Below are 24,727 nucleotides of genomic sequence, written 5' to 3'. Positions count from 1 at the left end.
CGTGGGCCGTCGGCCCTGCATAGGGTTGACTCGTGACACAGCCCGCGACGCCCTCGTATCTCCGGTTTCCGCACCTGCACGGCGACTTGGCGGCCTTCACCGCCGAGGACGACGTGTGGATCGCCCCCCTCGACGGCGGCCGGGCCTGGCGGGTCAGCGCCGACAATGTGCCCGTCTCCACACCGCGCATCTCGCCCGACGGCACCACCGTCGCCTGGACCTCCACCCGGGACGGCGCCCCCGAGGTGCACATCGCCCCGGTCGACGGCGGCCCCGCCAAACGGCTGACACACTGGGGCAGTTGGCGTACCCAGGTGCGCGGCTGGACCCCGGACGGCCAGGTCCTCGCGATCACCACCCACGGCCAGGCCAGCCTGCGCCGCTCCTGGGCGCACGCCGTCCCGCTCGACGGGGGGCCGTCGACCCTCCTGCCGTACGGGCCCGTGGGCGGTGTCGCGCTCGGACCGTCCACCGTGCTGCTGTCCGCGCCGATGGGGCGGGAGGCCGCCTGGTGGAAGCGGTACCGGGGAGGTACGGCGGGCAAGCTGTGGATCGATCACGAGGGCGACGGAGAGTTCGTACGGCTGCATCAAGACCTCGACGGGAACATCGAGTTCCCGGTGTGGGCGGGGGAGCGGATCGCCTTTCTCTCCGACCACGAAGGCGTCGGCGCCCTGTACTCCTCGCTCGCCGACGGGTCCGATCTACGGCGGCACACACCCCTCGACGGGTTCTACGCCCGGCACGCCGCCGGTGACGGCACCCGGGTCGTCCACACCTCCGCCGGTGAACTGTGGGTCCTGGACGACCTGGACGGGGCCGAGCCGCGCCGACTGGACGTGCGGCTCGGCGGGCAGCGCGTCGACCGGCAGCCGTTCACGGTGAACGCCTCGCGCTGGTTCGGCTCCGCCGCGCCCGACCACACCGCGCGCGGCAGCGCGGTCGCCGTCCGGGGCGCCGTGCACTGGGTCACCCACCGCTCAGGACCGACCCGGGCGCTGGCCGCCGAACCCGGCGTACGGGCCCGGCTGCCCCGCACCTTCCGTACGGAGGGCGAGGAGTGGGTGGTGTGGGTGACCGACGCGGAGGGCGACGACGCCCTGGAGTTCGCGCCCGCCACCGGCCTCGCCCCCGGCGCCACCCCGCGTCGTCTCGCCGCCGGACAGCTCGGCCGGGTCCTCGGGCTCGCCATGGCCCCCGACGGCAGCCGGGCCGCGGTCGCCGCGCACGACGGACGTGTCCTGCTCGTCGAGCGGGAGACCGGCGAGGTCCGCGAGGTGGACCGGAGCGCGGACGGGGACGTTTCCGGGCTGGTCTTCTCGCCCGACTCGGCCTGGCTCGCCTGGTCCCACCCCGGCCCGCGCCCGCTTCGCCAGCTCCGCCTCGCCAACACCACCGACCTCTCCGTCACCGAGGCGACCCCGCTGCGCTTCCAGGACTACGCGCCCACCTTCACCCTGGACGGCAAGCACCTCGCCTTCCTCTCCACCCGCTCCTTCGACCCGGTCTACGACGAGCACGTCTTCGACCTCGCCTTCGTGGTCGGCGACCGCCCGCACCTGATCACGCTCGCCGCGACCACGCCCTCGCCGTTCGGCCCGCAGCGGCACGGCCGCCCCTTCGAGGCCCCCGACAAGGACGAGACGCCCGACAGCGAGGGCACCCCGGCCACCCGCATCGATCTCGAAGGCCTTGCCGACCGGATCGTGCCGTTCCCGGTCGAGGCCGCCCGCTACTCCAACCTGCGCGCGGCGAAGGACGGCGTGCTGTGGCTGCGCCACCCGGTGCAGGGCGTCCTCGGCTCCTCCCGGGCCACCCCGGACGACCCCGACCCCAAGACCGAGCTGGAGCGCTACGACCTCGCCCAGCAGCGTCTGGAGCATCTCGCCGCCGACGCCGACCACTTCGCGGTCAGCGGGGACGGCAAGCGGGTCCTGCTGTGGACCGACGGCCGGCTGAAGGTCGTACCGAGCGACCGGCGGGCCTCGGGCGACGACGACAGCGACACCAACATCACCGTCGACCTCGCCCGGATCCGGCAGACCGCCGACCCGTCGGCCGAGTGGCGGCAGATGTACGAGGAGACCGGCCGCATCATGCGGGACCACTTCTGGCGCCCCGACATGAGCGGCGTCGACTGGCCCGGCGTCCTGGACCGCTACCGCCCGGTCGTGGACCGCGTCGCCACCCACGACGACCTCGTCGACCTCCTCTGGGAGGTGCAGGGCGAGCTCGGCACCTCGCACGCCTACGTCATGCCGCGCGGCGGCTACGGCAGCGGCCCCCGGCAAGGTCTTCTCGGCGCCGACATCTCCCGTCACCAGGACGGCAGCTGGCGTATCGACCGCATCCTGCCGACGGAGACCTCCGACCCCGACGCCCGCTCCCCGCTCGCCGCGCCCGGTGTCGCGGTGCGCGCGGGCGACGCGATCGTCGCGGTCGGCGGGCATCCGGTCGACCCGGTCACCGGTCCGGGCCCGCTCCTGGTCGGCACGGCGGGCAAGCCGGTCGAGCTGACCGTCTCGCCGTCCGGCGGCGGTGACGTACGGCATGCCGTCGTCGTACCGATCGCGGACGAGGAACCGCTGCGCTACCACACGTGGGTCGCGGACCGGCGGGCGTACGTCCACGAGAGGTCCGGCGGCCGGCTCGGCTACCTCCACGTCCCCGACATGCAGGCCCCCGGCTGGGCCCAGATCCACCGTGACCTGCGGGTCGAGGTGGCCCGTGAGGGGCTGGTCGTCGACGTCCGGGAGAACCGCGGCGGTCACACCTCCCAGCTCGTCGTCGAGAAGCTGGCCCGGCGGATCGTCGGCTGGGCCCTGCCGCGCGGGCTGCGGCCCTACAGCTATCCGCAGGACGCGCCGAGGGGGCCGGTGGTCGCCGTGGCGAACGAGTTCTCGGGCTCCGACGGCGACATCGTCAACGCGGCGATCAAGGCCCTGGGGATCGGGCCGGTGGTCGGCACGCGGACCTGGGGCGGCGTCATCGGGATCGACAGCCGGTACCGGCTCGTCGACGGCACGCTGATCACCCAGCCCAAGTACGCCTTCTGGCTGGAGGGTTACGAGTGGGGCGTGGAGAACCACGGCGTGGACCCGGACGTCGAGGTGGTCCAGCGTCCGCAGGACCACGGCGCGGGGAAGGACGTACAGCTGGACGAGGCGGTGCGCATAGCGCTGGAGGCCCTGGAGCGGACTCCGGCGAAGGTGCCTCCGTCGCTTCCCTGAGCTGCTCGATACGATGCCCCCACACCCGCGACCCGAAGGGACACCACATGCCAGGGGAACCGCAGGACGACTGCCTGTTCTGCAAGATCGTCGCAGGGCACATCCCGGCGACGATCGTCCGTGAGACGGACACCACCGTCGCCTTCCGGGACATCAACCCCCAGGCCCCCACGCACGTCCTGGTGATCCCCAAGGTGCACTACGAGAACGCCGCGACCCTCGCCGCCGCCGAACCGGCCATCGCCGCCGACGTCCTCGGCGAAGCGCAGTCCGTCGCCGACGAGGACAAGCTGGAGAGCTACCGCATCGTCTTCAACACCGGCGCCGGAGCCGGCCAGACCGTCTTCCACGCCCACGCGCACGTCCTGGGCGGTCGCGGCCTGCAGTGGCCACCCGGGTAAATCACCGTGTCCGTACGTGAATTGGTGGTCCTCGGCACCGCCAGCCAGGTCCCCACCCGGCACCGCAACCACAACGGCTACCTCCTGCGCTGGGACGGCGAGGGCATCCTCTTCGACCCGGGCGAGGGCACCCAGCGCCAGATGCTGCGGGCCGGTGTCGCCGCGCACGACCTGAACCGGATCTGTGTCACGCACTTCCACGGCGATCATTCGCTGGGACTCGCCGGTGTCATCCAGCGCATCAACCTCGACAAGGTCCCGCACCCGGTCACAGCCCACTACCCGAAGTCCGGCCAGCGCTTCTTCGACCGGCTGCGGTACGCCACGGCGTACCGGGAGACCGTCGGGATCACCGAGGCGCCGGTGAGTGAGGACGGGGTGCCGGCCACGGGTTCCTCCTATGCGCTGGAGACCCGAAAGCTCTCCCACCCCGTCGAGTCGTACGGCTATCGCGTCGTCGAGCCCGACGGCCGCCGCATGCTTCCCGACCGTCTCGCCGCCCACGGCATCAAGGGGCCGGACATCGGCCGGATCCAGCGGGAGGGCTCGGTCGGCGGGGTCCTGCTCGAGGACGTCAGCGAGGTGCGGCGCGGGCAGCGGTTCGCGTTCGTCATGGACACCCGGCTGTGCGACGGGGTGTACGCGCTGGCCGAGGGGTGCGACATGCTCGTCATCGAGTCGACGTTCCTGGACGAGGACATCGACCTGGCGGTCGACCACGGCCACCTGACCGCCGGGCAGGCGGCCACGGTGGCGCGGGACGCGGGCGTACGGCATCTCGTGCTCACCCACTTCAGCCAGCGCTACAGCGACCCCGACGAGTTCGAACGGCAGGCGCGGGCGGCGGGCTTCGAGGGCGAGCTGACGGTCGCGCACGACCTTCTGCGGGTGCCGGTTCCGAAACGGCGCTAAAGCGGTCGTACGATGCTTCGATGCCCCTCCCCAAAGCTGAACTGCACCTGCACATCGAAGGCACGCTGGAGCCCGAGCTGGCGTTTGAGCTGGCTGCCCGAAACGGCGTCGAGCTGCCGTACGCGGACACGGACGAGCTCCGCAAGGCGTACCAGTTCGAGGACCTCCAGTCCTTCCTGAACCTGTACTACGAGCTCATGGCCGTCCTGCGCACCGAGCGGGACTTCGAGGACCTCGCGAACGCGTATCTCGCCCGTGCCGCCGCGCAGGGGGTGCGGCACGCGGAGATCTTCTTCGACCCGCAGGCGCACATCGCGCGCGGTGTGGGGATGGGCACGGTCGTCGACGGGCTGTGGCGGGCGCTCGGCGCCAGCGAGGCGAAGCACGGCGTCTCGACGCAACTGATCCTGTGCTTCCTGCGGGACGAGTCCGCCGAGTCGGCCCTGGAGACGCTGGACGCCGCGAAGCCGTATCTCGACCGGATCGTCGGTGTCGGGCTCGACTCCGCCGAGGTCGGGCATCCGCCGGTCAAGTTCCGCGAGGTGTACGAGGCGGCTGCGGCCCTTGGTCTGCGGCGGGTGGCGCATGCCGGGGAGGAGGGGCCGCCGGAGTACATCACGCAGGCCCTTGATGTGCTCGGCGTGGAGCGGATCGATCATGGGCTGCGGTGCATGGAGTCGCCGGAGCTGGTGGCGCGGTTGGTACGGGATCGCGTGCCGCTGACGTTGTGCCCGTTGTCGAATGTGCGGCTGCGGACGGTTGATGTGCTGGCGGATCATCCGCTTCCGGCGATGCTGGACGCGGGGTTGTTGTGCACAGTGAACTCTGATGATCCGGCGTACTTCGGGGGGTACGCCGGGGACAATTTCGATGCGGTGCGCTCGGCACTGGACCTGGGGGAGGAGCGGTTGCGGGAGCTTGCTCGGAACTCCTTTGTGGCGTCCTTCCTGGAGCATGACGAGGAGCGGCGTCAGCGGTATCTGGCCGAAGTGGAGAGCTACGAGTTTTCCTAGTTCTCAGGCTGCGGGCCGGTGGGGGCTGGTCGGGCCCACGCGGCGGAGCCGCACATTGATACAGCCCCGCGCCCCTGGGTGGATCATGCGGCCGTGGCTTTGTCGTACACCGGCGCTTCCACCTGGATCTCCACGACCGGCAGGGAGCGCTTGCCCGTACCCAGGGCCACGAGGGTCATCGGTACGGCGATCAGCAGCAGGCCCGCGGCCAAGACCAGTCCCATCGTCGGGAAGCCCGCCTCGGCCGCCAGCAGGCTGCCGGTCAGGGGGCCCGCCGCCGTGCCCAGCGAAGACGCCGAACCCACCAGGACCGCCCATCTGCCGCGCGGGTCCAGGGAGGCGGCCAGGCCGATGACGTACGAGAGCACGATCGGGTAGAGCGTGTTCCAGGCGATCTCGCCGGTCGCGAAGGTCGTCAGGTCGGTCGCGGAGGCGCTGAGCGTGATGCAGGCGGCGATCAGGGCCGTGCCCGCGCCGATGGGCAGGGCGTGGCCGAGGCGGGGGCCGAGGGTGCCCGCGCCGATGACGCCCAGCAGGCCCGCGCCGAGCGCCACGGCGAAGACGGCGCCGACCGTGGCCTCCGTCAGGTGCGCCTGGGTGAGCCCCATGCGGCCGCTGACGCCCCAGAGGGCGTTCTGGGCGAGGGACCAGCAGGGGAGGGTGGAGGCGAGGAGCAGGCCGGCCCGGAGGTGGGGGAGGGGGGTCCTCGTCCGCCGGGTCTGCGGGGTGGGGGAGTGCAGCGGGAGACGGTTCGTCAGGGGCCAGACCGCCAGGGCGGTGAGGGCGATCGCGGCCAGGGGCTGGCCGTGGCCCGGTCCCAGGTGCGGGACGGTCAGATAGACGGCGCCCGCCAGGGCGGAGACGCCGAGCAGACCGAGTGTGGTCGTGCGGTGGGGGTCGCTCCCCCACGCCCGAACACCCTCGCGCGGGGGGACCCCCAGGGCGGCGATCCCGGTGGCGGCGACCGTGGTGGCCGTTCCGGATCCGAACCCGCCGATCGTCGCGCCGATGACGACGGCCGCGACGCTGCCGCTGAGCGCGGCGCAGCCGTAGCCGGCCACCGCGAGGGCGAGTCCGATGCGCGCCAGCCTCCGGGCGCCGATCCGGTCCACCTTCGACGCCAGCAGGAACCCCGCGGACGCCGAACTCAGCAGCAGCGCACTGCCGACGGCGCCCGCCTGAGTGGCGGTCAGTGGAAGTCCCGAGTCCAGTCTGCCGACGGTGGTCGGGAGGAGGTACGGGGCGAGGTAGCCGGCCGCGAAAAGGGCGACGAGGGGCCAGGCGATGGTGCGGGGGGCGAACACGGGCGTTCCCTGGGCATGCGAAAGAAGCGGCTCGAAAAGGGGATGGGCGACGACCGTCGACGGACAGGAACGCGCGGGCAATTTGTATCAAGCACGCGGTTTCAGAAAAAGCGTGGGGGGTGTGATCTGAGGCACGTGGTGTTTCGGGTGGGGAATGCCGGGTAAACGAGCGCCTCAACGCCAGTGAACAGCGGCCCCGCCCGGCGCCGTCGCCTCGATCTTGCCCCTGATCTCCCGCATCACCGCCACGATCTGGTCCTCGTGCTCGGGGGTCAGCCGGGCCACCGGGACCGAGCAGCTGATGGCGTCCTGGGCGGGGGAGTCGTAGCGCAGGGCGAAGCCGAAGCCGATGATGCCGAGGACGCCCTCCTCGCGGTCGACGGAGTGGCCGCGGGAGCGGATCTCGCGGAGGTCGGCCGTCAGGGTGTCGCGGGTGGTGTGGGAGTTGGGCGTCAGGGCCTCGTACGGGCCCTGGGGCAGCTCCTCGTCGGGGTGTTCGGCCAGGAGGGCCTTGCCCAGGGCGCCGGCGTGGGCGGGGAGGCGGCGGCCGACGCGGCTGATCGTGCGCAGGTACTCATGGGACTCGCGGGTCGCCAGGTACGCCACGTCCCGGCCGTCCAGGCGGCCCATGTGGATGGTCTCGCCGAGCGCCTGGGACGCCTCGTCGAGATACGGGCGTACGACACGGACGCGCGGGTCGGAGTCGAGGTAGCTCGTGCCGGTCAGCAGGGCGTGGATGCCGATGCCGTAGAGCGAACCGGTGACGTCGGTGCGGACCCAGCTGCGGGAGATCAGGGTCTGCAGCAGCGCGTACATCGAGCTGCGCGGCACCTCCAGCTCGTCCGCCAGCTCCTGCAGCCGCGCCGGGCGGTCCCCGCGCGCGGCCAGCACTTCCAGCAGTTCGACCGTCCGCGCGGCCGACTTCACCTCGCGCACTCCCCCTGTCTCCGACATGTGCCGATCGTAATCGGGGTGCCCGCGCCATTGACGGTCGAGGTTCGCGTATCTAATCTCCATTTTCATACGTGGATTACGTCTACATAGGGAGATGAGTGAGGGTGAGTCTCGATACGGGCGAAGTCGTGCGGCGGCTGGAGGAGGGCATGGCGGGCGGCGTCCTGTCGTTCCCGCTGACCAGCTTCCACGCCGACGGCACCCTCGACCCGGACGGCTTCCGCACCCATGTCGCCGCCCAGATCGCCACCGCCCCCGGCGCCGTCTTCCCCGCCTGCGGCACCGGGGAGTTCTTCTCACTGGACGAGGACGAGTACCGCACCGTGGTGTCGGTGGCCGTCCAGGAGTCCGCCGGCCGGGTGCCCGTCGTCGCCGGGATCGGCTACGGCTGGGCGCAGGCCGTCCGCTTCGCCCGCATCGCCGAGGAGGCCGGCGCCGACGCGCTGCTGGTGCTCCCGCACTACCTGGTCGCCGCCCCGCAGGAGGGGCTCGTCCGGCAGGTGGCCGAGATCGCCGCGCGCACCCGGCTGCCGCTCATCGCCTACCAGCGCGGACAGGTCACGTTCGGCGTGGAGGCGTTCCGGCAACTGGCCGGCATCCCCACCGTCATCGGCCTCAAGGACGGCCACAGCGACCTCGACCGCCTGCAGCGCCTCACCCTCGCCGCCCCCAAGGGCTTCCTCTTCTTCAACGGCGCCGCCACCGCCGAGATCCAGGCCCGCGCCTACGCCACCGTCGGCGTCCCCGCCTACTCCTCCGCCGTCCACGCCTTCGCACCCGAGATCGCCAACGCCTTCTTCGGCGCGCTGCAGGCCGGCGACGAGGGCACGGTGGAGAAGCTGCTGCGCGACTTCTACGTCCCGCTCGTCGAACTCCGCGACCGGGTTCCCGGATATGCCGTGTCGCTGGTGAAGGCCGCGGCCCGGCTGCGGGGCCGTCCCGTGGGTCCCGTACGCGCGCCCCTGACCGACCCTTCGGCCGCCGACCTGGCCGACCTCACGTCGCTCCTCGCCACCGGCCTCGACCTCGTAGGAGCCGCCCTGTGAACCTCACCATCACGGATGTCCGGCTGACGCCGATCCTCGTCGCCGACCCGCCTCTGCTCAACACACAGGGGGTGCACCAGCCGTACACCCCCCGGCTGATCGTGGAGGTGGAGACCGCGGACGGGGTGACCGGGGTCGGGGAGACCTACGGTGACACCAAGTACCTGGAACTGGCACGGCCGTTCGCCGAGAAACTGATCGGCCGTCAGGCCGGGGATCTCAACGGGCTGTTCCTTCTCGCCGACGAGGTGGCCGTCGACAGCTCCCGGGTCGTCGGGCAGGTCGACGTCGGCGGGCTGCGCGGTGTCCAGACCGCCGACAAGCTGCGGTTGTCCGTCGTCTCCGGGTTCGAGGTCGCCTGTCTCGACGCGCTCGGCAAGGCGCTCGGGCTGCCGGTGCACGCGCTGCTCGGGGGGAAGGTGCGGGACTCGGTCGAGTACAGCGCGTACCTGTTCTACCGGTGGGCCGATCATCCCGTCGGCGTGGCCTGCGAGAAGGACGACTGGGGCGCGGCCGTGGATCCGGCCGGGGTCGTGGAGCAGGCGCGGCTGTTCAAGGAGCGGTACGGGTTCACGTCGTTCAAGCTGAAGGGCGGGGTCTTTCCGCCGGACGAGGAGATCGCGGCCGTTCGTGCGCTGGCGGAGGCCTTTCCCGGGCATCCGCTGCGGCTCGACCCCAACGGGGCCTGGTCCGTGGCGACTTCACTGAAGGTCGCCGAGGAGCTCGGGGACGTCCTCGAGTACCTGGAGGACCCGGCCCTCGGTACGCCGGCCATGGCCGAGGTGTCCGCCGGGACCGATGTGCCGCTCGCCACCAACATGTGCGTGACGACTTTCGCGGAGATCAAGGAGGCGTTCACTCACGATGCCGTCCAGGTGGTGCTGTCGGATCACCACTACTGGGGCGGGTTGCGCAACACGCAGCAACTTGCCGCGATCTGCCGGACGTTCGGGGTCGGGGTGTCCATGCACTCCAACACCCATCTGGGGGTCTCGCTGGCCGCGATGACGCATGTGGCGGCCACCGTGCCCAACCTTCACCACGCGTGTGACTCCCACTATCCCTGGCAGTCGGAGGACGTCCTCACCTCGCGGCTGACCTTCGACGACGGCAAGGTCGCTGTCTCGGACGCGCCCGGTCTCGGGGTCGAACTGGACCGGGAGAAGCTGGAGTTCCTGCATCAGCGGTGGCTCGACGACGACGGGGCGCTGCGGGAGCGGGACGATGCGGCGGCGATGCGGGTGGCCGAGGCGGGGTGGGTGACGCCGAGCGTGCCTCGCTGGTAGCGCAGGGCCCCGCGGCGGAGCCGCTGATGGACGTGGCTCGCCCCCGCCGCCCCTACCCGTCCCATCCTCCAGGGGCTGCCGCCCCTTCGACCCCGCTCCCAGGGGGCTCCGCCCCCTGGGCCCCCATCGGCCCGAGGGGCCTCGTCCTCGAACTCCCCCAGAGGGGGTACCCCCAGACGGGCTGAGACTGCCTGGGCCGGTGTTCAGGGCGGGTCGGGCGTGCGCGGCGGCCGGTTGTCGGTGGTGTGGTGCAGACTGGCCTGATCGGCACCACGTCAGGGAGCGCACCGTGATCGTGTCCGGGAAGGGACCGTCGTACGACATCGGAGAGACCGGCCACTGCCAGGCCCAGGTCGACCCGCTGGCCGCCCTGCGCGCACCGGACGATCCGCCCTGGGACGTGTATCTGACCGGCCCCGTCTTCCTCGACATCATCTTCACCGGGCTCGACTCCGCCCCGGTGCGCGGGACCGAGTCCTGGGCGCGCGGGATGGGGTCGAGCCCCGGCGGTGTCGCCAACATGGCCACCGCGCTGGCCCGGCTGGGGCTGAAAACGTCCCTCGCCGCCGCCTTCGGCTCCGATCACTACGGCGAGTACTGCTGGGACGCCCTGGAGCAGGGCGAGGGCATCGACCTCTCGCCGTCCCGCACGGTCAGCGGCTGGCACTCCCCGGTCACCGTCTCGATGGCGTACGAGGGCGAGCGCACGATGGTCTCCCACGGTCACGAGCCGCCCCCCGAGGAAGCGGCCCCGGACTGCCCGCCCCGCGCGCGTGCGGCCGTGGCCTCGCTGGTGCCGGGCAAGCGGGCCCCCTGGATCACCCAGGCCGCGAGCGAGGGCACCCGCATCTTCGCCGACGTCGGCTGGGACGAGACCGGTGCGTGGGACCTGGCGGGCCTGGCCGACCTGGAGCACTGCGAGGCATTCCTGCCGAACGCGCAGGAGGCCATGCGGTACACCGGCGCCTCCTGCCCCCGCGAGGCGGCCCACGCCCTCACCGCACACGTGCCGCTGGCCGTGGTCACCCTCGGCGCGGAGGGCGCGTACGCGGTGGACCGGCGCACGGGGGAGACCGCCGAGGTCCCCGCCATCGCCGTGGAGGCCCTCGACCCGACCGGCGCCGGCGACGTCTTCGTGGCCGGCTTCGTCACCGGCACGCTGGCGGGCTGGCCGCTGGCCGACCGGCTGGCCTTCGCGGGGCTCACGGCCGCGCTGTCGGTGCAGGAGTTCGGCGGATCGCTGTCGGCGCCGGGCTGGTCCGAGATCGGGGCATGGTGGCGCAAGGTCCAGTCCGTCGAGGGACAGGACCCGACGGCCCTGCGGCGCTACGGGTTCCTGGCGGACCTGGTGCCGACGGAGCAGGCGAGGCCGTGGCCGTTGCGGCGCTTCCGCCGGTCGGCCTGAGGCGTGGCGGGTGGTGTCGGTCATCGGGTTTCTGCTGGTCGGCCTGAGGCGTGGCGGGTGGTGTCGGTCATCGGGTTTCCGCTGGTCGGCCTGACGCGCGGCGGGCGGTGTCGGCCATCGGGCTTTCGCCGGTCGGCCTGAGGCGTGGCGGGTGGTTCAGGCGACGCGGTCGAGGAGGGTGGTCACCTCTTCGCGGACCACGTCCCATGCCCCGGCGGGCAGCGCGCCGATCGGCGTACGCGCCAGGGCGTCGAGGGCCGGGCGGGTTCCCGTGTTGTGCTCCACGCTCTCGCAGAGCACGTCGTAGCCGTCCCGGACGGCGACCCGCAGGAGGTGTCCGTCCGTCCCGGCCGTCACCGCGACCGCGACGACGAGTGGCGGTGCGCCGCCCGGCTCGTCGGGCAGCTTGCGGTGGCTGCTGGCCAGCGGGGTGCGCCAGCGCAGGTTCAGCAGCACCGGACGCTTCGCGGTGAGCTCGGTCAGGTCGGTCTCGTAGGAACCCTCCGCGTCCAGCACCGTGGCGCGGGCGTCCAGGACGAGCGCCGCGGGCAGAAGGCAGCGCAGGGTGCTGCCGACGATGTTCCCGCCGACCGTCGCGGCCCGGCGCACCGCCCCGGTGCCCACCCGCGAGGCCGCCCGGCGCAGCACCTCCGGGACCCGGTCGTCGACCCGGGACAGCAGCACCGCCGCCCCCAGCTCCTCGGTGCCGAGCACATTGGCCTCCGGCACCTCGCGCAGTGACATCGCCTGCTCCGGGAAGCCGTCGCGTTGCCAGACGGCCCACTGGAGGGTGGCACCGCCGACGGGTATCGCTCCCTCGGACAGACACCGCTGTGCCTCGGACACGGACGTGGGCAGACGCAAGAACACGGCCGACCTGCTTTCCCCGGCGGGCGGCGCACCGCCCCGAACACGTGTGGCACGGACGGGGCGGATTCTGCCCATCCACGCGGGGGGAGCATGCAGGGCTCACCGCTGCACTCAGGGCGCTCTCACCGGCCGGTGCCGCGGAGGCGGGCCGCGCCCGAAAAGGCCTACGGGGTTGTCAGTCCACCGGCGTACCCTTGAAATCGCCAGGCCGCCCATGTGGCGGGCGAGTCTTTTCGAGGAGGACGAGCAAGGCCTACAGAGCCGGCCCATGACTCAGACACCCACAGCTCACACACCCGCGCAGGGGCAGGCGAGAGCACAGTTCACCGTCCCCGCCCAGCACCCCATGGTGACGGTGCTGGGGTCCGGCGACTCCCTCCTGCGCGTGATCGAGAAGGCCTTCCCGGCGGCCGACATCCATGTCCGGGGCAATGAGGTCAGCGCGGTCGGCGCACCCGCCGAAGTCGCCCTCATCCAGCGCCTGTTCGACGAGATGATGCTGGTGCTCCGCACCGGACAGCCGATGACGGAGGACGCAGTGGAACGCTCTATCGCGATGCTCAGAGCTAGTGAGAACGGCGAGGGGGACGGCCAGGAGACCCCGGCCGAGGTCCTCACCCAGAACATCCTCTCCTCGCGCGGCCGCACGATCCGCCCCAAGACCCTGAACCAGAAGCGGTACGTCGACGCGATCGACAAGCACACGATCGTCTTCGGCATCGGCCCCGCCGGCACCGGCAAGACCTACCTCGCCATGGCCAAGGCGGTGCAGGCCCTGCAGTCCAAGCAGGTCAACCGCATCATCCTGACCCGCCCGGCGGTGGAGGCGGGCGAGCGGCTGGGCTTCCTGCCGGGCACCCTCTACGAGAAGATCGACCCGTATCTGCGCCCGCTGTACGACGCGCTGCACGACATGCTGGACCCGGACTCGATCCCGAGGCTCATGGCCGCGGGGACGATCGAGGTCGCGCCCTTGGCGTACATGCGTGGAAGGACCTTGAATGATGCCTTCATCATTCTCGACGAGGCCCAGAACACGAGCCCCGAGCAGATGAAGATGTTCCTCACCCGTCTCGGCTTCGAGTCGAAGATCGTGATCACGGGTGACGTGACCCAGGTCGACCTGCCCAACGGCACGAAGTCGGGTCTGCGTCAGGTCCAGGACATCCTGGAGGGCCTCGACGACGTCCACTTCTCCCGCCTGTCGTCGCAGGACGTCGTACGGCACAAGCTGGTCGGCCGTATCGTCGACGCGTACGAGAAGTACGACAGCGATAACGGTACGGAGAACGGCACCCACAAGGGCGGCCGTAACAAGCGGAAGTAGACAACCCAGCACCATGTCGATCGACGTCAACAACGAGTCCGGAACCGAGGTCGACGAGCAGGCGATCCTCGACATCGCCCGCTACGCACTCGCGCGGATGCGCATCCACCCGCTCTCCGAGCTCTCGGTGATCGTCGTGGACGCCGACGCCATGGAGCAGTTGCACATCCAGTGGATGGACCTGCCGGGGCCGACGGACGTCATGTCCTTCCCGATGGACGAGCTCCGTCCGCCGTCGAAGGACGACGACGAGCCCCCGCAGGGCCTCCTCGGCGACATCGTGCTGTGCCCCGAGGTCGCCAAGAAGCAGGGCGAGGAAGCCGAGACGCAGCACTCCATGGACGAGGAGCTCCAGCTCCTCACCGTCCACGGGGTGCTGCACCTGCTCGGCTACGACCACGAGGAGCCGGACGAGAAGGCCGAGATGTTCGGCCTCCAGGCCGCCATCGTGGACGGCTGGCGCGCGGAGAAGGGCCACACCGGCCCGTCCCCGGCCCCGACCGTGTCATGAGCCTTCCCCTCGTCTCCGGCGCGATCGCCCTGGTCGTCGTCGCATGGCTCGCCGCCTGCGCGGAGGCGGGCATCGCGCGCATGTCCAGCTTCCGCGCCGAGGAGGCCGTACGCTCGGGCCGCCGCGGCAGCGCCAAGCTCGCCCAGGTCGCCGCGGATCCGACCCGCTATCTCAACGTGGCGCTGCTGGTCCGTGTCGCCTGTGAGATGGCGGCGGCCGCCATGGTCACGTACGCCTGCCTCCAGGAGTTCTCCGGCACGACCGAGGCCCTGCTGGTCGCGATCGGCGTCATGGTCCTGGTGTCGTACGTCGCCGTCGGTGTCTCCCCGCGCACCATCGGCCGTCAGCACCCGCTGAACACGTCCACGGCGGCGGCGTACGTCCTGCTGCCGCTCGCCCGGATCATGGGCCCGATCCCGAGCCTGCTGATCCTCATCGGCAACGCGCTCACCCCGGGCAAGGGTTTCCGGCGCGGCCCCTTCGCCTCCGAGGCGGAGCTGCGTGCGCTGGTCGACCTCGCGGAGGCGGAGTCGCTGATCGAGGACGACGAGCGCCGGATGGTGCACTCGGTCTTCGAGCTCGGCGACACGCTCGTGCGGGAGGTGATGGTGCCGCGGACCGATCTCGTGGTGATCGAGCGGTACAAGACGATCCGTCAGGCCCTCACCCTCGCGCTGCGGTCCGGTTTCTCGCGGATACCGGTCAGCGGTGAGAGCGAGGACGACATCGTCGGGATCGTGTATCTGAAGGACCTGGCCCGCAAGACGCACATCAGCCGGGACGCGGAGAGCGAGCTGGTGTCGACCGCCATGCGGCCCGCCGCCTTCGTGCCCGACACCAAGAACGCCGGTGACCTGCTCCGTGAGATGCAGCAGGACCGCAACCACGTCGCCGTCGTCATCGACGAGTACGGCGGCACGGCCGGCATCGTCACCATCGAGGACATCCTCGAGGAGATCGTCGGCGAGATCACCGACGAGTACGACCGTGAGCTCCCGCCGGTGGAGGAGCTGGGCGAGGACCGCTACCGGGTCACCGCGCGGCTCGACATCACCGATCTGGGGGAGCTGTACGACCTCGACGAGTACGACGACGAGGACGTGGAGACCGTCGGCGGTCTGCTGGCGAAGGCGCTGGGGCGGGTGCCGATCGCCGGGGCGTCCTCCGTGGTGGAGCTGCCGGACGGGCGGGCGCTGCGGTTGACGGCGGAGGCGGCGGCCGGGCGGCGGAACAAGATCGTGACCGTGCTGGTGGAGCCGGTGGAGCCGCCGAAGGAGGAGGACGAGCCGGAATGACCCCGCAGGAGCTGCGTACCTTCTGTCTCTCCTTCAACGAGGCCGTGGAGGACTTTCCCTTCGCCCCGGAGATCTCGGTCTTCAAGGTGCTGGGCAAGATGTTCGCGCTGAGCTGGATCGACGCCAGTCCTCTGAAGGTCAACCTCAAGTGCGATCCGGAGGACGCGATCCGGCTTCGGGGTGAGTACGAGGGGTTGATCGCGCCCGGGTATCACATGAACAAGCGGCACTGGAACACGGTGCGAGTCGACGGGGAGCTGCCGGACCGGCTGGTGCGGGAGCTCATCGAGGACTCGTACGACCTGGTGGTGGCGGGGCTGCCGCGTGCGGAGCGGCTCCGCCTGGACCGGGGCTGATCGGTGATGTTTATGCTCGCTCCATGACTGACAGCAGCGCGCTTGACCCTGAGGACCGCAAGATCGTCACCCTGGCCCGTTCTGCGCGGGCTCGTAACGGTGTGCCCGAGGGGGCGGCTGTGCGGGACGAGACGGGGCGTACGTATGTGGCGGGGACCGTGGGGCTCGACTCGCTGCGGCTGAGTGCGTTGCGGACCGCGGTGGCCATGGCTGTGGCGTCCGGGGCGAAGTCGTTGGAGGCGGCGGCGGTGGTGACGGATGCCGACGGAGTTTCGGCGGAGGATCTGGCTGCTGTACGGGATCTGGGTGGGCCGGGGACGCCGGTGCTGCTGGCCGGGCCGGACGGGGTCGTGCGGCTGACTGTGTCGGCGGGCTGAGGCCCAGAGGGGTTTCGCCCGCGCCGCCCTACTCGTCCCATCCTCCAGGGGCTGCCGCCCCTTCGACCCCGCTTCCTGGGGGCTGCGCCCCCAGACTCCCGTCGGGCTGGGAAGCCTGGGGCGTCGGCTGAAATTGAACCTTGCCGTTTTCAGTCTCTCGCGTATCAATGGAATCTGTAGTTCCGACGGTCCGTCAGATCTGGATCCCGCCACCCCCCACGCGGAGCGTTCCGCACCACGCGCCGCAGGCGGGCCGTTCGGGTTGTTCTCCCATCCATCCCCACATGGCAATTTCCCTATATGGGAAGGGAGTCGGAACCCCATGAGAGGCAAACGATTCAGTACGGGTGCGGCATTGGCCGTCGGGGCCCTCGCGGTCACCGGGCTCGCGTTCGCGCCCACCGCCGTGGCCGTGACCCCGGACACGGCCACGATCACCGCCGACTGCGGAACCTTCGGCAGTGGCGAGGCCACGCTCACCGCCACCCAGGACGGTACGTCCGCGACCATCACCGTCACCTCCGCGATCACCGCGCCGATCGCGCTGGCCGAGGACTCCATCACCTCCACCCTCACCCTGGTGAACGCGAGCGGCGGCACCGCCACCTTCAGCGGCACGGAGAACCCCGCGCTCGCCGCCGGTGACGCCGTCACCGTCGGTCCGCTCAGTGGCACCGTGGCCTCGGGCGACAGCCTGGAGGCATACGGCGGTTCGCTGCAGATCGTCGTCCTCGGGATCACCGTCAACTGCACGGCGACCGGGCCCCAGTCGCCCGGACCGTTCGTGTTCGACTGAGAATCTGCAACCGAACCGGCCCAACCTGCTTGTGCGGAGCGTCAGTTCACCTCGCGACACGGTGAACTGACGCTCCATCAGTTCACCGGCGCATATCCATTGACTTCTCACGCAATCCACACATCAATGCCCCCTGTCGGCGCAGAAGAGCCGCTGCGCCCGCATCCCTCAGAGGGGGCAACCAGACATGAGATCCCAAGCGCCCAGGCCCAGAAGTCGAAGACGGCGTCTCGCCGCGCTGCTCGGTGCCACCGCCCTCGCGGTCACCGCCGGCGGTGCGCTGGCCGGTGGGGCCCAGGCCGCCGACAACGTCGACTTCGCCACCCGCTGCATCCCGCCCGCCATCTCGGGACTCCCGCCGATCGAGGGCACCACCACCGCGATCATCACGGTGAGCGACACCACCCCCTACGTCGGCGACACCGTCGACGTGACGTACACGGTGGTCAAGCCCGCCGCGAGCAACCCCACCGCCATCGACCTGCCGGCCGACATCATGACGCCGTCCGGCAAGGCCGTCCTGAGCGGGGCGCAGAGCGGGAACGTGGCGGTCGCCGGACCGAAGAAGAACGCTCCGGTCCCGGGCAACGCCGCGTTCCCGTCGTTCAGCATGACCGGCAGCTTCACGGTCACCGCCCCGGGCGCCATCACGCTCTCGCCCGGTGACTACAACATCCACACCAGCTATCTGCTGGAACTGGACACCCCCTGCACCGTCATCACCCCGCCCGCCCCGGGCTCCGTGACCCTCACGGCGAGCGATGCTCCCGGACCCAACACCCGTGCCATCGCGCTGGGTTCGAGCTCCGGGAACCCCGGTGCCGGTGTCACCGTCACCGGCAGCGACTTCACCCCGGGTGCCACCGTCACCCTCGCCGGACGCGCCGGTTCCAGCCAGACCGGCGACACGGCGACCGTGACGGCGGACGCGGGCGGTGCCATCAGTGGCTCGCTGGTCGTCAACGACAAGACGACGACCGGCATCGTGGCCTACGAAGGGAGCAGTTGGGACTCCGCCCTGGGCGCCGGACCGGTCGCCTACACCGTCATCGACAACACGCCCGTCCCGGACAACGCCCAGAAGCTCACCACCACGGTGCGCGGCGGCGTCCTGTCCATGACCCAGGCCGGAGACACCATCTCGCTGTCGACGGTCGACTACGGCGAGGGCGGCGCCTCCACGGGCGACCTCAACGCCGTGACCGTCAAGGACTTCCGTGGCGGTACCGCGGGCTGGTCCCTGACCGGCAAGGTCACCGAATTCACCGGCCCCGGGGTCACCATCGGTGCCGACCAGCTGAACTGGACCCCCGCCTGCGACACCAAGGCGGGCAGCCCCAGCACCTGCCAGGCCGGTTCGGCGGGCAAGGTCGGCTCGTCCGGGGCGACCCTCGCGTCGGCACCCGCCGACACGGCCACCGGCGGTGAGTTCACCGCCAACGCCGAACTCTCCCTGAACGTACCGGCGTTCACGCCTCCGGGCGCGTACTCCGGCGTTCTCACCCTCACGCTCAGCTGACCGTACGGGCGTCCGCACCCGCCCGTCCAACTCCTCCCGTGGGGGTCCGCACCCATGCGCAAGCTGTACGTCCTCCTCCTGAGCCTGCTGCTCACCGCCCTCGCCGCGCCCTCGCACGCCGCCGACAACGGGAGCTGGTCCGTCTACCCCGTGTCCGGGTCGGTGGCCGAGCGGCCGTACTTCTCCCTCTTCGCCGACCCCGGGCAGACCATCGAGGACAAGGTGGTCGTCGTCAACAAGACGGCCGAGCCCCTGACGTTCCGGCTGTACTCCGCCGACGCCTACAACACCGCGCGCGACGGCGGATTCGCCGTACGCACCATGAAAGAGAAGATGCGCGGCGTGGGTGTGTGGACGAAGCCCGCGAAGTCCCGGATCAAGGTCCCCGGGCACGGCAAGGTCACCGTCCCGTTCACGCTGAAGGTGCCCGACGGCGCCGAACCCGGCGACCACCCCGGCGCGATCGTGGCACTCGACGAGCGCGTCGACCAGGGGGACGGCTCCGTCGCGCTCGGCGTGCAGCGGGCCGTCGCCGCCCGTGTCTACCTCCGGGTCGGCGGGCCCACCCTGCCCGCGATCTCCGTCGAGGACGTCCACGTCACCCACCACCAGCCGCTCGTGCCCGGCTTCGGCGACAGCGCGGCGACCATCTCGTACACCCTCCACAACACCGGCAATCTCACCCTGAACCCGAAGGTGGAGCTGCGGGCGACGGGCCTTTTCGGCCGGACCCTGCTCGCCCGCGACCTGACGAGGATCCCCTCCGAGCTGCTGCCCGGCCAGAAGGTACGGCTGAGTGAGCCGTGGAAGGGCGCGCCGCAGCTGGACTGGGGTGACGTGACACTGACGGCGAGCGCCAGGGACACCCGCGAGTCGGCGGCCGCATCCTTCCTCGCGCTGCCGTGGCTGATGGCGGTGGTGCTGCTGGTGGTCGTGGCCGTGGGGGTCGTCCTGCTGATCCGGGCGCGGCGGGCCCGGACTAACCGCCGAAGGCCCGGCGCAGGCGGCCCTTCCGCGGGACGTCCTCGGGCGGTTCGGCGGGAGCCGGTTCCCGTGTCGTCGCGAGCTCCGCGACGCTGACGCGGAAGTGCTCGATCGAGCGGGTCACGGGCGCCTGCGGGTACGTGCTCCCGTCGGAGAAGGTGACGTCCACCATCCAGCTCGTCTCCGAGAGCCGGAACACATCGCGGCCGTACCCTTCGCGATGCCGGTAGGTCAGGCACACCTCCCGCGCGTGCGCCACGGCCTGCTCGTGTCCGCCCACGTGGATCTTCTCCTTCAGGGTCCACGCCTGATCGGTGACGCTGAAACCGGCCTCGACGAGGACGTACCACTCACCCTCCACGACGCCCCGGCTCAGAGCGCGTCCGGACCGCGCTCGCCCGTCCGCACGCGTACGACCGTGTCGACCGGCAGGGCCCACACCTTGCCGTCGCCGATCTTGCCGGTGTGCGCGGCCTTCACGATCGCCTCGATCACGGCCTCGGAGTCGGCGTCGTCGACGACGACCTCGATACGGACCTTGGGCACCAGGTCGACCTGGTACTCGGCGCCGCGGTACACCTCGGTGTGGCCGCGCTGACGGCCGTAGCCACTGGCCTCGGTCACGGTCAGCCCGTGCACGCCGAGCTCCTGGAGCGCCGTCTTGACCTCGTCGAGGCGGTACGGCTTGACGATCGCGGTGATGAGCTTCATGCCTGGGGCTTGACCTTCTGAGCGGAGGGAACGACGGAGGAGCTGACCGGGGCACCGTGGCCCAGGACGCCGTGATCGTATGCCGTCTCGGCGTGCACCGTAAGGTCGAGACCGGTGTGCTCCTGCTCCTCGCCCGCCCGCAGGCCCAGCGTCCTGTCGATCAGCTTGGCGATGCCGTACGTCACCACGAAGGCGTACGTCCCCACGGCGACCACCGCCACCAGCTGCTTGCCGAGCTGGGCGAGGCCGCCGCCGTAGAGCAGGCCCTCGGTGCCGCCGGTCATCGACTCGACGGCGAAGACGCCGATGAGAAGGGTGCCGATGATGCCGCCGACCAGGTGGACGCCGACGACGTCGAGGGAGTCGTCGTAGTTCAGCTTGAACTTCCAGCCCACGGCGTACGAGCAGACGACACCGGCCGCCAGGCCGATGACCAGCGCGCCGAGCAGGGAGACCGAGCCGCAGGACGGGGTGATCGCGACGAGACCGGCGACCGCGCCGGAGGCCGAGCCCAGGGTGGTGGGGTGGCCGTCGCGCTTCTGCTCCACGAAGAGCCAGCCCAGCAGACCCGTGCAGCCTGCCGCGAGGGTGTTGAGGAAGGCGGCCGCGGCCAGTCCGTTGGCGCCCAGCGCCGAGCCGGCGTTGAAGCCGAACCAGCCGAACCACAGGAGACCCGCGCCCAGCATGACCATGGGCAGGTTGTGCGGACGCATCGCGTCCTTCTTGAAGCCGAGGCGCGGGCCCAGGACCAGGCACAGGGCCAGACCGGAGGCACCCGAGGTGATCTCGACGGGGAGACCGCCCGCGAAGTCGAGGGCGCCGAGTTTGTCGAGGATCCAGCCGCCCGGGCCCCAGACCCAGTGGGCGACGGGAACGTATACGAGCAGCGCCCACACCGGGACGAAGACCAGCCACGCGCCGAACTTCGCACGGTCCGCGATCGCGCCGCTGATCAGCGCGGCGGTGATGATCGCGAAGGTCAGCTGGAAGGTGGCGAAGAGAAGCGTGGGGACGGTGCCCTGGACGCTGTCGGGGCCGATGCCGGACATGCCGGCGTGGTCGAGGCCGCCGAGGAGTCCGCCGCCGATGTCGTCACCGAAGGCGAGGGAGTAGCCCGCGGCCAGCCATACGACGGTCACCAGGGCGATCGACACGAAGCTCATCATCAGCATGTTGAGGACGCTCTTCGTGCGGACCATGCCGCCGTAGAACAGGGCGAGGCCCGGGGTCATCAGCAGGACGAGGGCGGTGGCGGCGAGCAGCCAGGCGGTGTCGCCGGTGTCGATACGCCCGGCGGCAAGGGGGGCGGCGAGGGTCACGGGGTCTCCATCGAGGTGGGGGCTCGTCAGAGGGTCACCGGCGTGCGTTACCGGATGTGTACCGGCGTGTTTCCGTCACGTTTCGTTGCGTACGGGTTACCGAGATCTCACCGTCGGGGGTGGGTGTGGACGGTTGTGCGGCGGGGCTCCGGGGATCAGGGAGAATGGGCGCCATGAGCGTTCGCAGCCAGTCATCCGAGCAGTCCGCCGAGTCCGGCCACCGTGCGGGCTTCGCCTGCTTCGTGGGCCGTCCCAACGCGGGCAAGTCCACCCTTACGAACGCTCTGGTCGGCCAGAAGGTGGCGATCACCGCGGACCAGCCGCAGACCACGCGGCACACCGTACGAGGGATCGTGCACCGGCCGGACGCGCAGCTGATCCTGGTGGACACACCTGGGCTGCACAAGCCGCGCACGCTGCTGGGCCAGCGGCTGAACGACATCGTGCGCACGACGTGGGCCGAGGTCGATGTGATCGGGTTCTGCCTTCCCGCGAACGAGAAGCTCGGTCCCGGTGACCGCTTCATCGCGAAGGAGCTGGCGTCGATCAAGAAGACGCCGAAGATCGCGATCGTCACCAAGACGGACCTCGTGGACTCCAAGGCGCTGGCCGAGCAGCTCATCGCCATCGACCAGCTCGGCAAGGAACTCGGGTTCGAGTGGGCCGAGATCGTTCCCGTCTCGGCGGTCGCGGACAAGCAGGTGGATCTGCTGGCCGACCTCATCGTGCCGCTGCTGCCCGAGGGGCCGGCGCTGTATCCCGAGGGTGACCTCACGGACGAGCCCGAGCAGGTCATGATCGCGGAGCTGATCCGGGAGGCGGCCCTCGAGGGTGTCCGCGACGAGCTTCCGCACTCCATCGCGGTCGTGGTGGAGGAGATGCTCCCCCGTGAGGACCGCCCCGCCGACAAGCCCCTCCTCGACATCCACGCCTTCGTCTACATCGAGCGTCCCAGCCAGAAGGGCATCATCATCGGCCCCAAGGGCAAGCGCCTCAAGGAAGTCGGCATCAAGTCCCGCAAGCAGATCGAGGCGCTGCTCGGCACGCCGGTCTTCCTCGACCTCCATGTGAAGGTGGCGAAGGACTGGCAGCGGGATCCTCGGCAGTTGCGGAAGCTGGGGTTCTAGGGCTTTTCCCGCCCCGCCGCCCCTACCCGTCCCGTCCCTGGGGGCTGCCGCCCCCAGACCCCCGCTTCGGCCCTGAACGGGCCTCGTCCTCAGACGCCGGGCGGGCTGAAAGACCAGGGGACAGGTCCTGCAACCCCACCACCCGCAGCAGCTGAAGCCGCTCGTGCGACTCCGTTCCCGGGCGGGCCGTGTGGATGATGAGGGTGTGGTGGGCGTCCTGGGTGAGGAGGATCTCGCAGTCCAGTTCCAGCAGACCCACCGCGGGATGCAGAAAGCGTTTCGTCGACTGGCGGCGTACCGCGACCTCGTGGGCATCCCACAGGCGGGCGAACTCCTCGCTGGATGAGCGGAGTTCGGCCACCAGTCGCGCCGGTTCCGGGTCTTCGGGGCGAGCCGCCGCCACCGCTCGCAGGTTCGCCACATGGGCGCGGGCGTGGTCGGGCACGTCCTCCGCGGGGAACAGCTCCCGCGCCGCCGGGTCCAGGAAGAAGCGGCGGAGCAGGTTGCGCTCCCGGGGCGGGCGGGCACACACGTCCCCGCCCAGCGCTCTCGCCATCGCGTTCTGCGCCAGCACCTCGCCGGTGTCGCTCACCACCTGCGCCGGGGTGTCGTGCAGACGGTCCAGGACCAGCAGCAGCCCCGGGCGTATGTGTGCCGATGCGCCTCCCCGGCGTGGTGGTTCTTCGCCCGTCAGATGGAACAGATGGTCCCGTTCGTCGTCCGTCAGCCGCAGCGCGCGGGCCAGTGCCGTCAGCATCTGGCGGGACGGGTGCGGGCCCCTGCGCTGCTCCAGACGCGTGTAGTAGTCCACCGACATGCCGGCCAGCGACGCCACCTCCTCCCGGCGCAGCCCCGGTGTGCGGCGGCGGGCCCCGGGGGCCAGCCCCACGTCCGAGGGCTCCAGTCGGGCACGGCCACGGCGCAGGAAGTCGGCGAGTTCGGCTCGGTTCACCCTTCCAGGCTGCGGCAATCCGCCTGGCTTAGCCAGGGACTGGCGGTCCCCCGATCAGGAGGTCTCTCCCGCCCTCTCCCGTCCCGGCCGAGGCTGGTCACCGACGAGAGGAGCACATGATGACGCTGACGTTGGTGACGGGTACGACAGGACAGGTCGGCCGGCGGTTCGTGCCCAGGCTGCTGGCGCAGACCCGGCCGGGGGAGCGGGTGCGGGTGCTGGTGAGGGACGCGGAACGGGCGGAGCGGTTCGCCGGGTCGGGCGCCGAGGTCGTCGTCGGTGACCTGCGGGACGACGAGGTGCTCGGCAAGGCGGTCGCCGGGGTGGACGCGGTCGTCAACATCGCGGCCTCCTTCCGCGGGGTCCCGGACGACGAGGCCTGGGCCGTCAACCGGGACGCCGCCATCGCACTGGGCCGCGCCGCGCTCGCCGCCGGCGTCCAGCGCTTCGTGCAGGTCAGCACCGGGCTCGTGTACGGACTCGGACGCGGCCGCCCGCTGACCGAGGAGGACGAGATCCGGCCCGGCGGCGAGATGTGGGGCGCCTACACCGAGTCGAAGGTGGCGGCCGAACGGGAACTGCTCGCCCTGGAGGGCCTGGACGTGCGGGTCGGCCGGCTCGTCTTCGTCTACGGCGAGGGCGATCCGCACCTGGCCCAGTCCCTGATGTGGGCCCGGAACTGGGCGTCGGTCCAGCGGTTGCAGATGGTCCATCACGCGGATGTCGCCCAGGGCCTGCTGCGTCTCCTGCACGCGCCGGGAGTCGCCGGCCGGATCTACAACATCTCCGACGACGCCCCCGTCACGGCACTCGAACTGCACGAGCTCAACGGAGTCGAGGTCCCCGCCGAACTCCACGACCGCACGGATCCCGACCCGTGGCTCGGGATCACCTCCACCGAGCGCATCCGCCGGGAGCTCGGCTTCCGTCCGCTGTACCCCAGCGTCTGGGCCGCCCGGGACGCCGGAGCGCTCTGACCGGCCGATTCACCCTCTCAATCCACCCCCTTGATCCGCCCCACCAGCACCGCCC

General features: G+C 71.0%; 24 protein-coding genes. 17 read left to right on the top strand and 7 right to left on the bottom strand.

The genetic code is table 11. The annotated features are described in order from the left end of the window. Positions 1 to 32 precede the first annotated feature (32 nt). The 4 genes from TN53_RS34565 to TN53_RS34550 are packed head-to-tail and all read left to right on the top strand — an operon-like array spanning position 33 to position 5,556. Positions 33 to 3,230 (top strand): S41 family peptidase, encoded by a 3,198-nt coding sequence (locus TN53_RS34565; RefSeq protein WP_046262744.1) that lies wholly within the window; start codon positions 33 to 35, stop codon positions 3,228 to 3,230. Positions 3,231 to 3,277: 47 nt separating this feature from the next. Beyond that, positions 3,278 to 3,631, top strand: a complete 354-nt coding sequence (locus TN53_RS34560) for a histidine triad nucleotide-binding protein (protein ID WP_046262743.1) — start codon at positions 3,278 to 3,280, stop codon at positions 3,629 to 3,631. Positions 3,632 to 3,637: 6 nt separating this feature from the next. After that, entirely contained in the window at positions 3,638 to 4,543 is a 906-nt protein-coding gene (locus TN53_RS34555) for a ribonuclease Z (protein ID WP_046262742.1), read from the top strand. 20 nt (positions 4,544 to 4,563) lie between these two features. Continuing rightward, on the top strand, positions 4,564 to 5,556 hold the full coding sequence (locus tag TN53_RS34550; RefSeq protein WP_046262741.1) for an adenosine deaminase: 993 nt from the start codon (positions 4,564 to 4,566) through the stop codon (positions 5,554 to 5,556). An 83-nt stretch (positions 5,557 to 5,639) separates the two neighbouring features. Here TN53_RS34550 and TN53_RS34545 read toward each other — a convergent pair whose 3' ends face one another. Beyond that, on the bottom strand, positions 5,640 to 6,860 hold the full coding sequence (locus tag TN53_RS34545) for an MFS transporter (protein WP_046262740.1): 1,221 nt from the start codon (positions 6,858 to 6,860) through the stop codon (positions 5,640 to 5,642). A 174-nt stretch (positions 6,861 to 7,034) separates the two neighbouring features. After that, positions 7,035 to 7,814: an IclR family transcriptional regulator gene (locus tag TN53_RS34540; protein ID WP_046262739.1), complete on the bottom strand. Its 780-nt coding sequence runs from the start codon at positions 7,812 to 7,814 to the stop codon at positions 7,035 to 7,037. 149 nt (positions 7,815 to 7,963) lie between these two features. Here TN53_RS34540 and TN53_RS34535 point away from each other — a divergent pair, with 149 nt between their 5' ends. The 3 genes from TN53_RS34535 (at position 7,964) to TN53_RS34525 (ending at position 11,551) form a co-directional block, all read left to right on the top strand. After that, positions 7,964 to 8,860 (top strand): 5-dehydro-4-deoxyglucarate dehydratase, encoded by an 897-nt coding sequence (locus TN53_RS34535; protein ID WP_420719154.1) that lies wholly within the window; start codon positions 7,964 to 7,966, stop codon positions 8,858 to 8,860. Continuing rightward, positions 8,857 to 10,146: a glucarate dehydratase family protein gene (locus TN53_RS34530; protein ID WP_046262737.1), complete on the top strand. Its 1,290-nt coding sequence runs from the start codon at positions 8,857 to 8,859 to the stop codon at positions 10,144 to 10,146. The genes TN53_RS34535 and TN53_RS34530 overlap by 4 nt, the downstream gene beginning before the upstream one ends. A 289-nt stretch (positions 10,147 to 10,435) precedes the next feature. Then, entirely contained in the window at positions 10,436 to 11,551 is a 1,116-nt protein-coding gene (locus TN53_RS34525) for a carbohydrate kinase family protein (RefSeq protein ID WP_046262736.1), read from the top strand. 156 nt (positions 11,552 to 11,707) lie between these two features. Here TN53_RS34525 and TN53_RS34520 read toward each other — a convergent pair whose 3' ends face one another. Beyond that, complete coding sequence (locus tag TN53_RS34520; RefSeq protein ID WP_046262735.1) at positions 11,708 to 12,421, bottom strand: FAD binding domain-containing protein; 714 nt, start codon at positions 12,419 to 12,421, stop codon at positions 11,708 to 11,710. Between the two features lie 268 nt (positions 12,422 to 12,689). Between TN53_RS34520 and TN53_RS34515 the strand changes: the two genes are divergently transcribed. The 8 genes from TN53_RS34515 to TN53_RS34480 all read left to right on the top strand — a co-directional run bounded on the left by TN53_RS34515 (position 12,690) and on the right by TN53_RS34480 (position 19,682). Next, positions 12,690 to 13,748 carry a PhoH family protein gene (locus tag TN53_RS34515; RefSeq protein ID WP_095046890.1) on the top strand — a complete coding sequence of 353 codons (1,059 nt, stop codon included), beginning with the start codon at positions 12,690 to 12,692 and terminating at the stop codon, positions 13,746 to 13,748. Positions 13,749 to 13,761: 13 nt separating this feature from the next. Further along, a complete protein-coding gene (ybeY, locus tag TN53_RS34510) occupies positions 13,762 to 14,259 on the top strand; it encodes an rRNA maturation RNase YbeY (protein WP_046262733.1) in 498 nt (165 codons plus the stop codon). Next, complete coding sequence (locus TN53_RS34505) at positions 14,256 to 15,554, top strand: hemolysin family protein (protein ID WP_046262732.1); 1,299 nt, start codon at positions 14,256 to 14,258, stop codon at positions 15,552 to 15,554. Before ybeY ends, TN53_RS34505 begins: the two co-directional genes overlap by 4 nt. Beyond that, entirely contained in the window at positions 15,551 to 15,910 is a 360-nt protein-coding gene (locus tag TN53_RS34500) for an MmcQ/YjbR family DNA-binding protein (RefSeq protein ID WP_046262731.1), read from the top strand. The genes TN53_RS34505 and TN53_RS34500 overlap by 4 nt, the downstream gene beginning before the upstream one ends. Before the next feature lie 23 nt (positions 15,911 to 15,933). After that, positions 15,934 to 16,287 carry a cytidine deaminase gene (locus tag TN53_RS34495; protein WP_046262730.1) on the top strand — a complete coding sequence of 118 codons (354 nt, stop codon included), beginning with the start codon at positions 15,934 to 15,936 and terminating at the stop codon, positions 16,285 to 16,287. Between the two features lie 322 nt (positions 16,288 to 16,609). Next, positions 16,610 to 17,083, top strand: coding sequence for a hypothetical protein (locus TN53_RS34490; RefSeq protein WP_046262729.1), 474 nt, complete (start codon positions 16,610 to 16,612; stop codon positions 17,081 to 17,083). Between the two features lie 187 nt (positions 17,084 to 17,270). Beyond that, complete coding sequence (locus TN53_RS34485) at positions 17,271 to 18,602, top strand: beta-xylosidase (protein ID WP_046262728.1); 1,332 nt, start codon at positions 17,271 to 17,273, stop codon at positions 18,600 to 18,602. A gap of 54 nt (positions 18,603 to 18,656) precedes the next feature. Beyond that, complete coding sequence (locus TN53_RS34480; protein ID WP_046262727.1) at positions 18,657 to 19,682, top strand: WxL protein peptidoglycan domain-containing protein; 1,026 nt, start codon at positions 18,657 to 18,659, stop codon at positions 19,680 to 19,682. Here the strand turns inward: TN53_RS34480 and TN53_RS34475 are convergent. The 3 genes from TN53_RS34475 to TN53_RS34465 are packed head-to-tail and all read right to left on the bottom strand — an operon-like array spanning position 19,582 to position 21,616. Beyond that, positions 19,582 to 19,947, bottom strand: a complete 366-nt coding sequence (locus TN53_RS34475; protein WP_046262726.1) for a hypothetical protein — start codon at positions 19,945 to 19,947, stop codon at positions 19,582 to 19,584. The genes TN53_RS34480 and TN53_RS34475 overlap by 101 nt on opposite strands. Before the next feature lie 11 nt (positions 19,948 to 19,958). Beyond that, positions 19,959 to 20,297, bottom strand: a complete 339-nt coding sequence (locus TN53_RS34470) for a P-II family nitrogen regulator (protein ID WP_046262725.1) — start codon at positions 20,295 to 20,297, stop codon at positions 19,959 to 19,961. Continuing rightward, complete coding sequence (locus tag TN53_RS34465; protein WP_046262724.1) at positions 20,294 to 21,616, bottom strand: ammonium transporter; 1,323 nt, start codon at positions 21,614 to 21,616, stop codon at positions 20,294 to 20,296. The genes TN53_RS34470 and TN53_RS34465 overlap by 4 nt, the downstream gene beginning before the upstream one ends. A gap of 164 nt (positions 21,617 to 21,780) precedes the next feature. On the opposite strand from TN53_RS34465, the gene era reads away from it, so the two are divergent. Next, positions 21,781 to 22,743, top strand: coding sequence for a GTPase Era (era, locus tag TN53_RS34460; RefSeq protein WP_199924701.1), 963 nt, complete (start codon positions 21,781 to 21,783; stop codon positions 22,741 to 22,743). 22 nt (positions 22,744 to 22,765) lie between these two features. Here era and TN53_RS34455 read toward each other — a convergent pair whose 3' ends face one another. Beyond that, positions 22,766 to 23,695 (bottom strand): helix-turn-helix transcriptional regulator, encoded by a 930-nt coding sequence (locus tag TN53_RS34455; RefSeq protein WP_095046889.1) that lies wholly within the window; start codon positions 23,693 to 23,695, stop codon positions 22,766 to 22,768. A 119-nt stretch (positions 23,696 to 23,814) separates the two neighbouring features. Here TN53_RS34455 and TN53_RS34450 point away from each other — a divergent pair, with 119 nt between their 5' ends. After that, on the top strand, positions 23,815 to 24,672 hold the full coding sequence (locus TN53_RS34450) for an NAD-dependent epimerase/dehydratase family protein (protein ID WP_046262723.1): 858 nt from the start codon (positions 23,815 to 23,817) through the stop codon (positions 24,670 to 24,672). Positions 24,673 to 24,727 lie beyond the last annotated feature (55 nt).

It is taken from the genome of Streptomyces sp. WM6386 (assembly GCF_000972385.1).
Taxonomy (GTDB): Bacteria; Actinomycetota; Actinomycetes; order Streptomycetales; family Streptomycetaceae; genus Streptomyces.
The sequence above is the reverse complement of the archived record's forward strand: the minus strand, read 5'-3'. Positions and strand labels throughout refer to the sequence as shown.

Bases quoted from the DNA above. Each gene is read 5' to 3' on its own strand.
- TN53_RS34490 (WP_046262729.1), top strand. From the start codon at position 16,610: ATGAGAGGCAAACGATTCAGTACGGGTGCGGCATTGGCCGTCGGGGCC.
- TN53_RS34535 (WP_420719154.1), top strand. From the start codon at position 7,964: ATGGCGGGCGGCGTCCTGTCGTTCCCGCTGACCAGCTTCCACGCCGAC.
- TN53_RS34470 (WP_046262725.1), bottom strand. From the start codon at position 20,297: ATGAAGCTCATCACCGCGATCGTCAAGCCGTACCGCCTCGACGAGGTC.
- ybeY (WP_046262733.1), top strand. From the start codon at position 13,762: ATGTCGATCGACGTCAACAACGAGTCCGGAACCGAGGTCGACGAGCAG.
- TN53_RS34515 (WP_095046890.1), top strand. From the start codon at position 12,690: ATGACTCAGACACCCACAGCTCACACACCCGCGCAGGGGCAGGCGAGA.
- TN53_RS34505 (WP_046262732.1), top strand. From the start codon at position 14,256: ATGAGCCTTCCCCTCGTCTCCGGCGCGATCGCCCTGGTCGTCGTCGCA.
- TN53_RS34550 (WP_046262741.1), top strand. From the start codon at position 4,564: ATGCCCCTCCCCAAAGCTGAACTGCACCTGCACATCGAAGGCACGCTG.
- TN53_RS34560 (WP_046262743.1), top strand. From the start codon at position 3,278: ATGCCAGGGGAACCGCAGGACGACTGCCTGTTCTGCAAGATCGTCGCA.
- era (WP_199924701.1), top strand. From the start codon at position 21,781: ATGGGCGCCATGAGCGTTCGCAGCCAGTCATCCGAGCAGTCCGCCGAG.
- TN53_RS34500 (WP_046262731.1), top strand. From the start codon at position 15,551: ATGACCCCGCAGGAGCTGCGTACCTTCTGTCTCTCCTTCAACGAGGCC.
- TN53_RS34485 (WP_046262728.1), top strand. From the start codon at position 17,271: ATGAGATCCCAAGCGCCCAGGCCCAGAAGTCGAAGACGGCGTCTCGCC.
- TN53_RS34495 (WP_046262730.1), top strand. From the start codon at position 15,934: ATGACTGACAGCAGCGCGCTTGACCCTGAGGACCGCAAGATCGTCACC.
- TN53_RS34480 (WP_046262727.1), top strand. From the start codon at position 18,657: ATGCGCAAGCTGTACGTCCTCCTCCTGAGCCTGCTGCTCACCGCCCTC.
- TN53_RS34450 (WP_046262723.1), top strand. From the start codon at position 23,815: ATGACGCTGACGTTGGTGACGGGTACGACAGGACAGGTCGGCCGGCGG.
- TN53_RS34540 (WP_046262739.1), bottom strand. From the start codon at position 7,814: ATGTCGGAGACAGGGGGAGTGCGCGAGGTGAAGTCGGCCGCGCGGACG.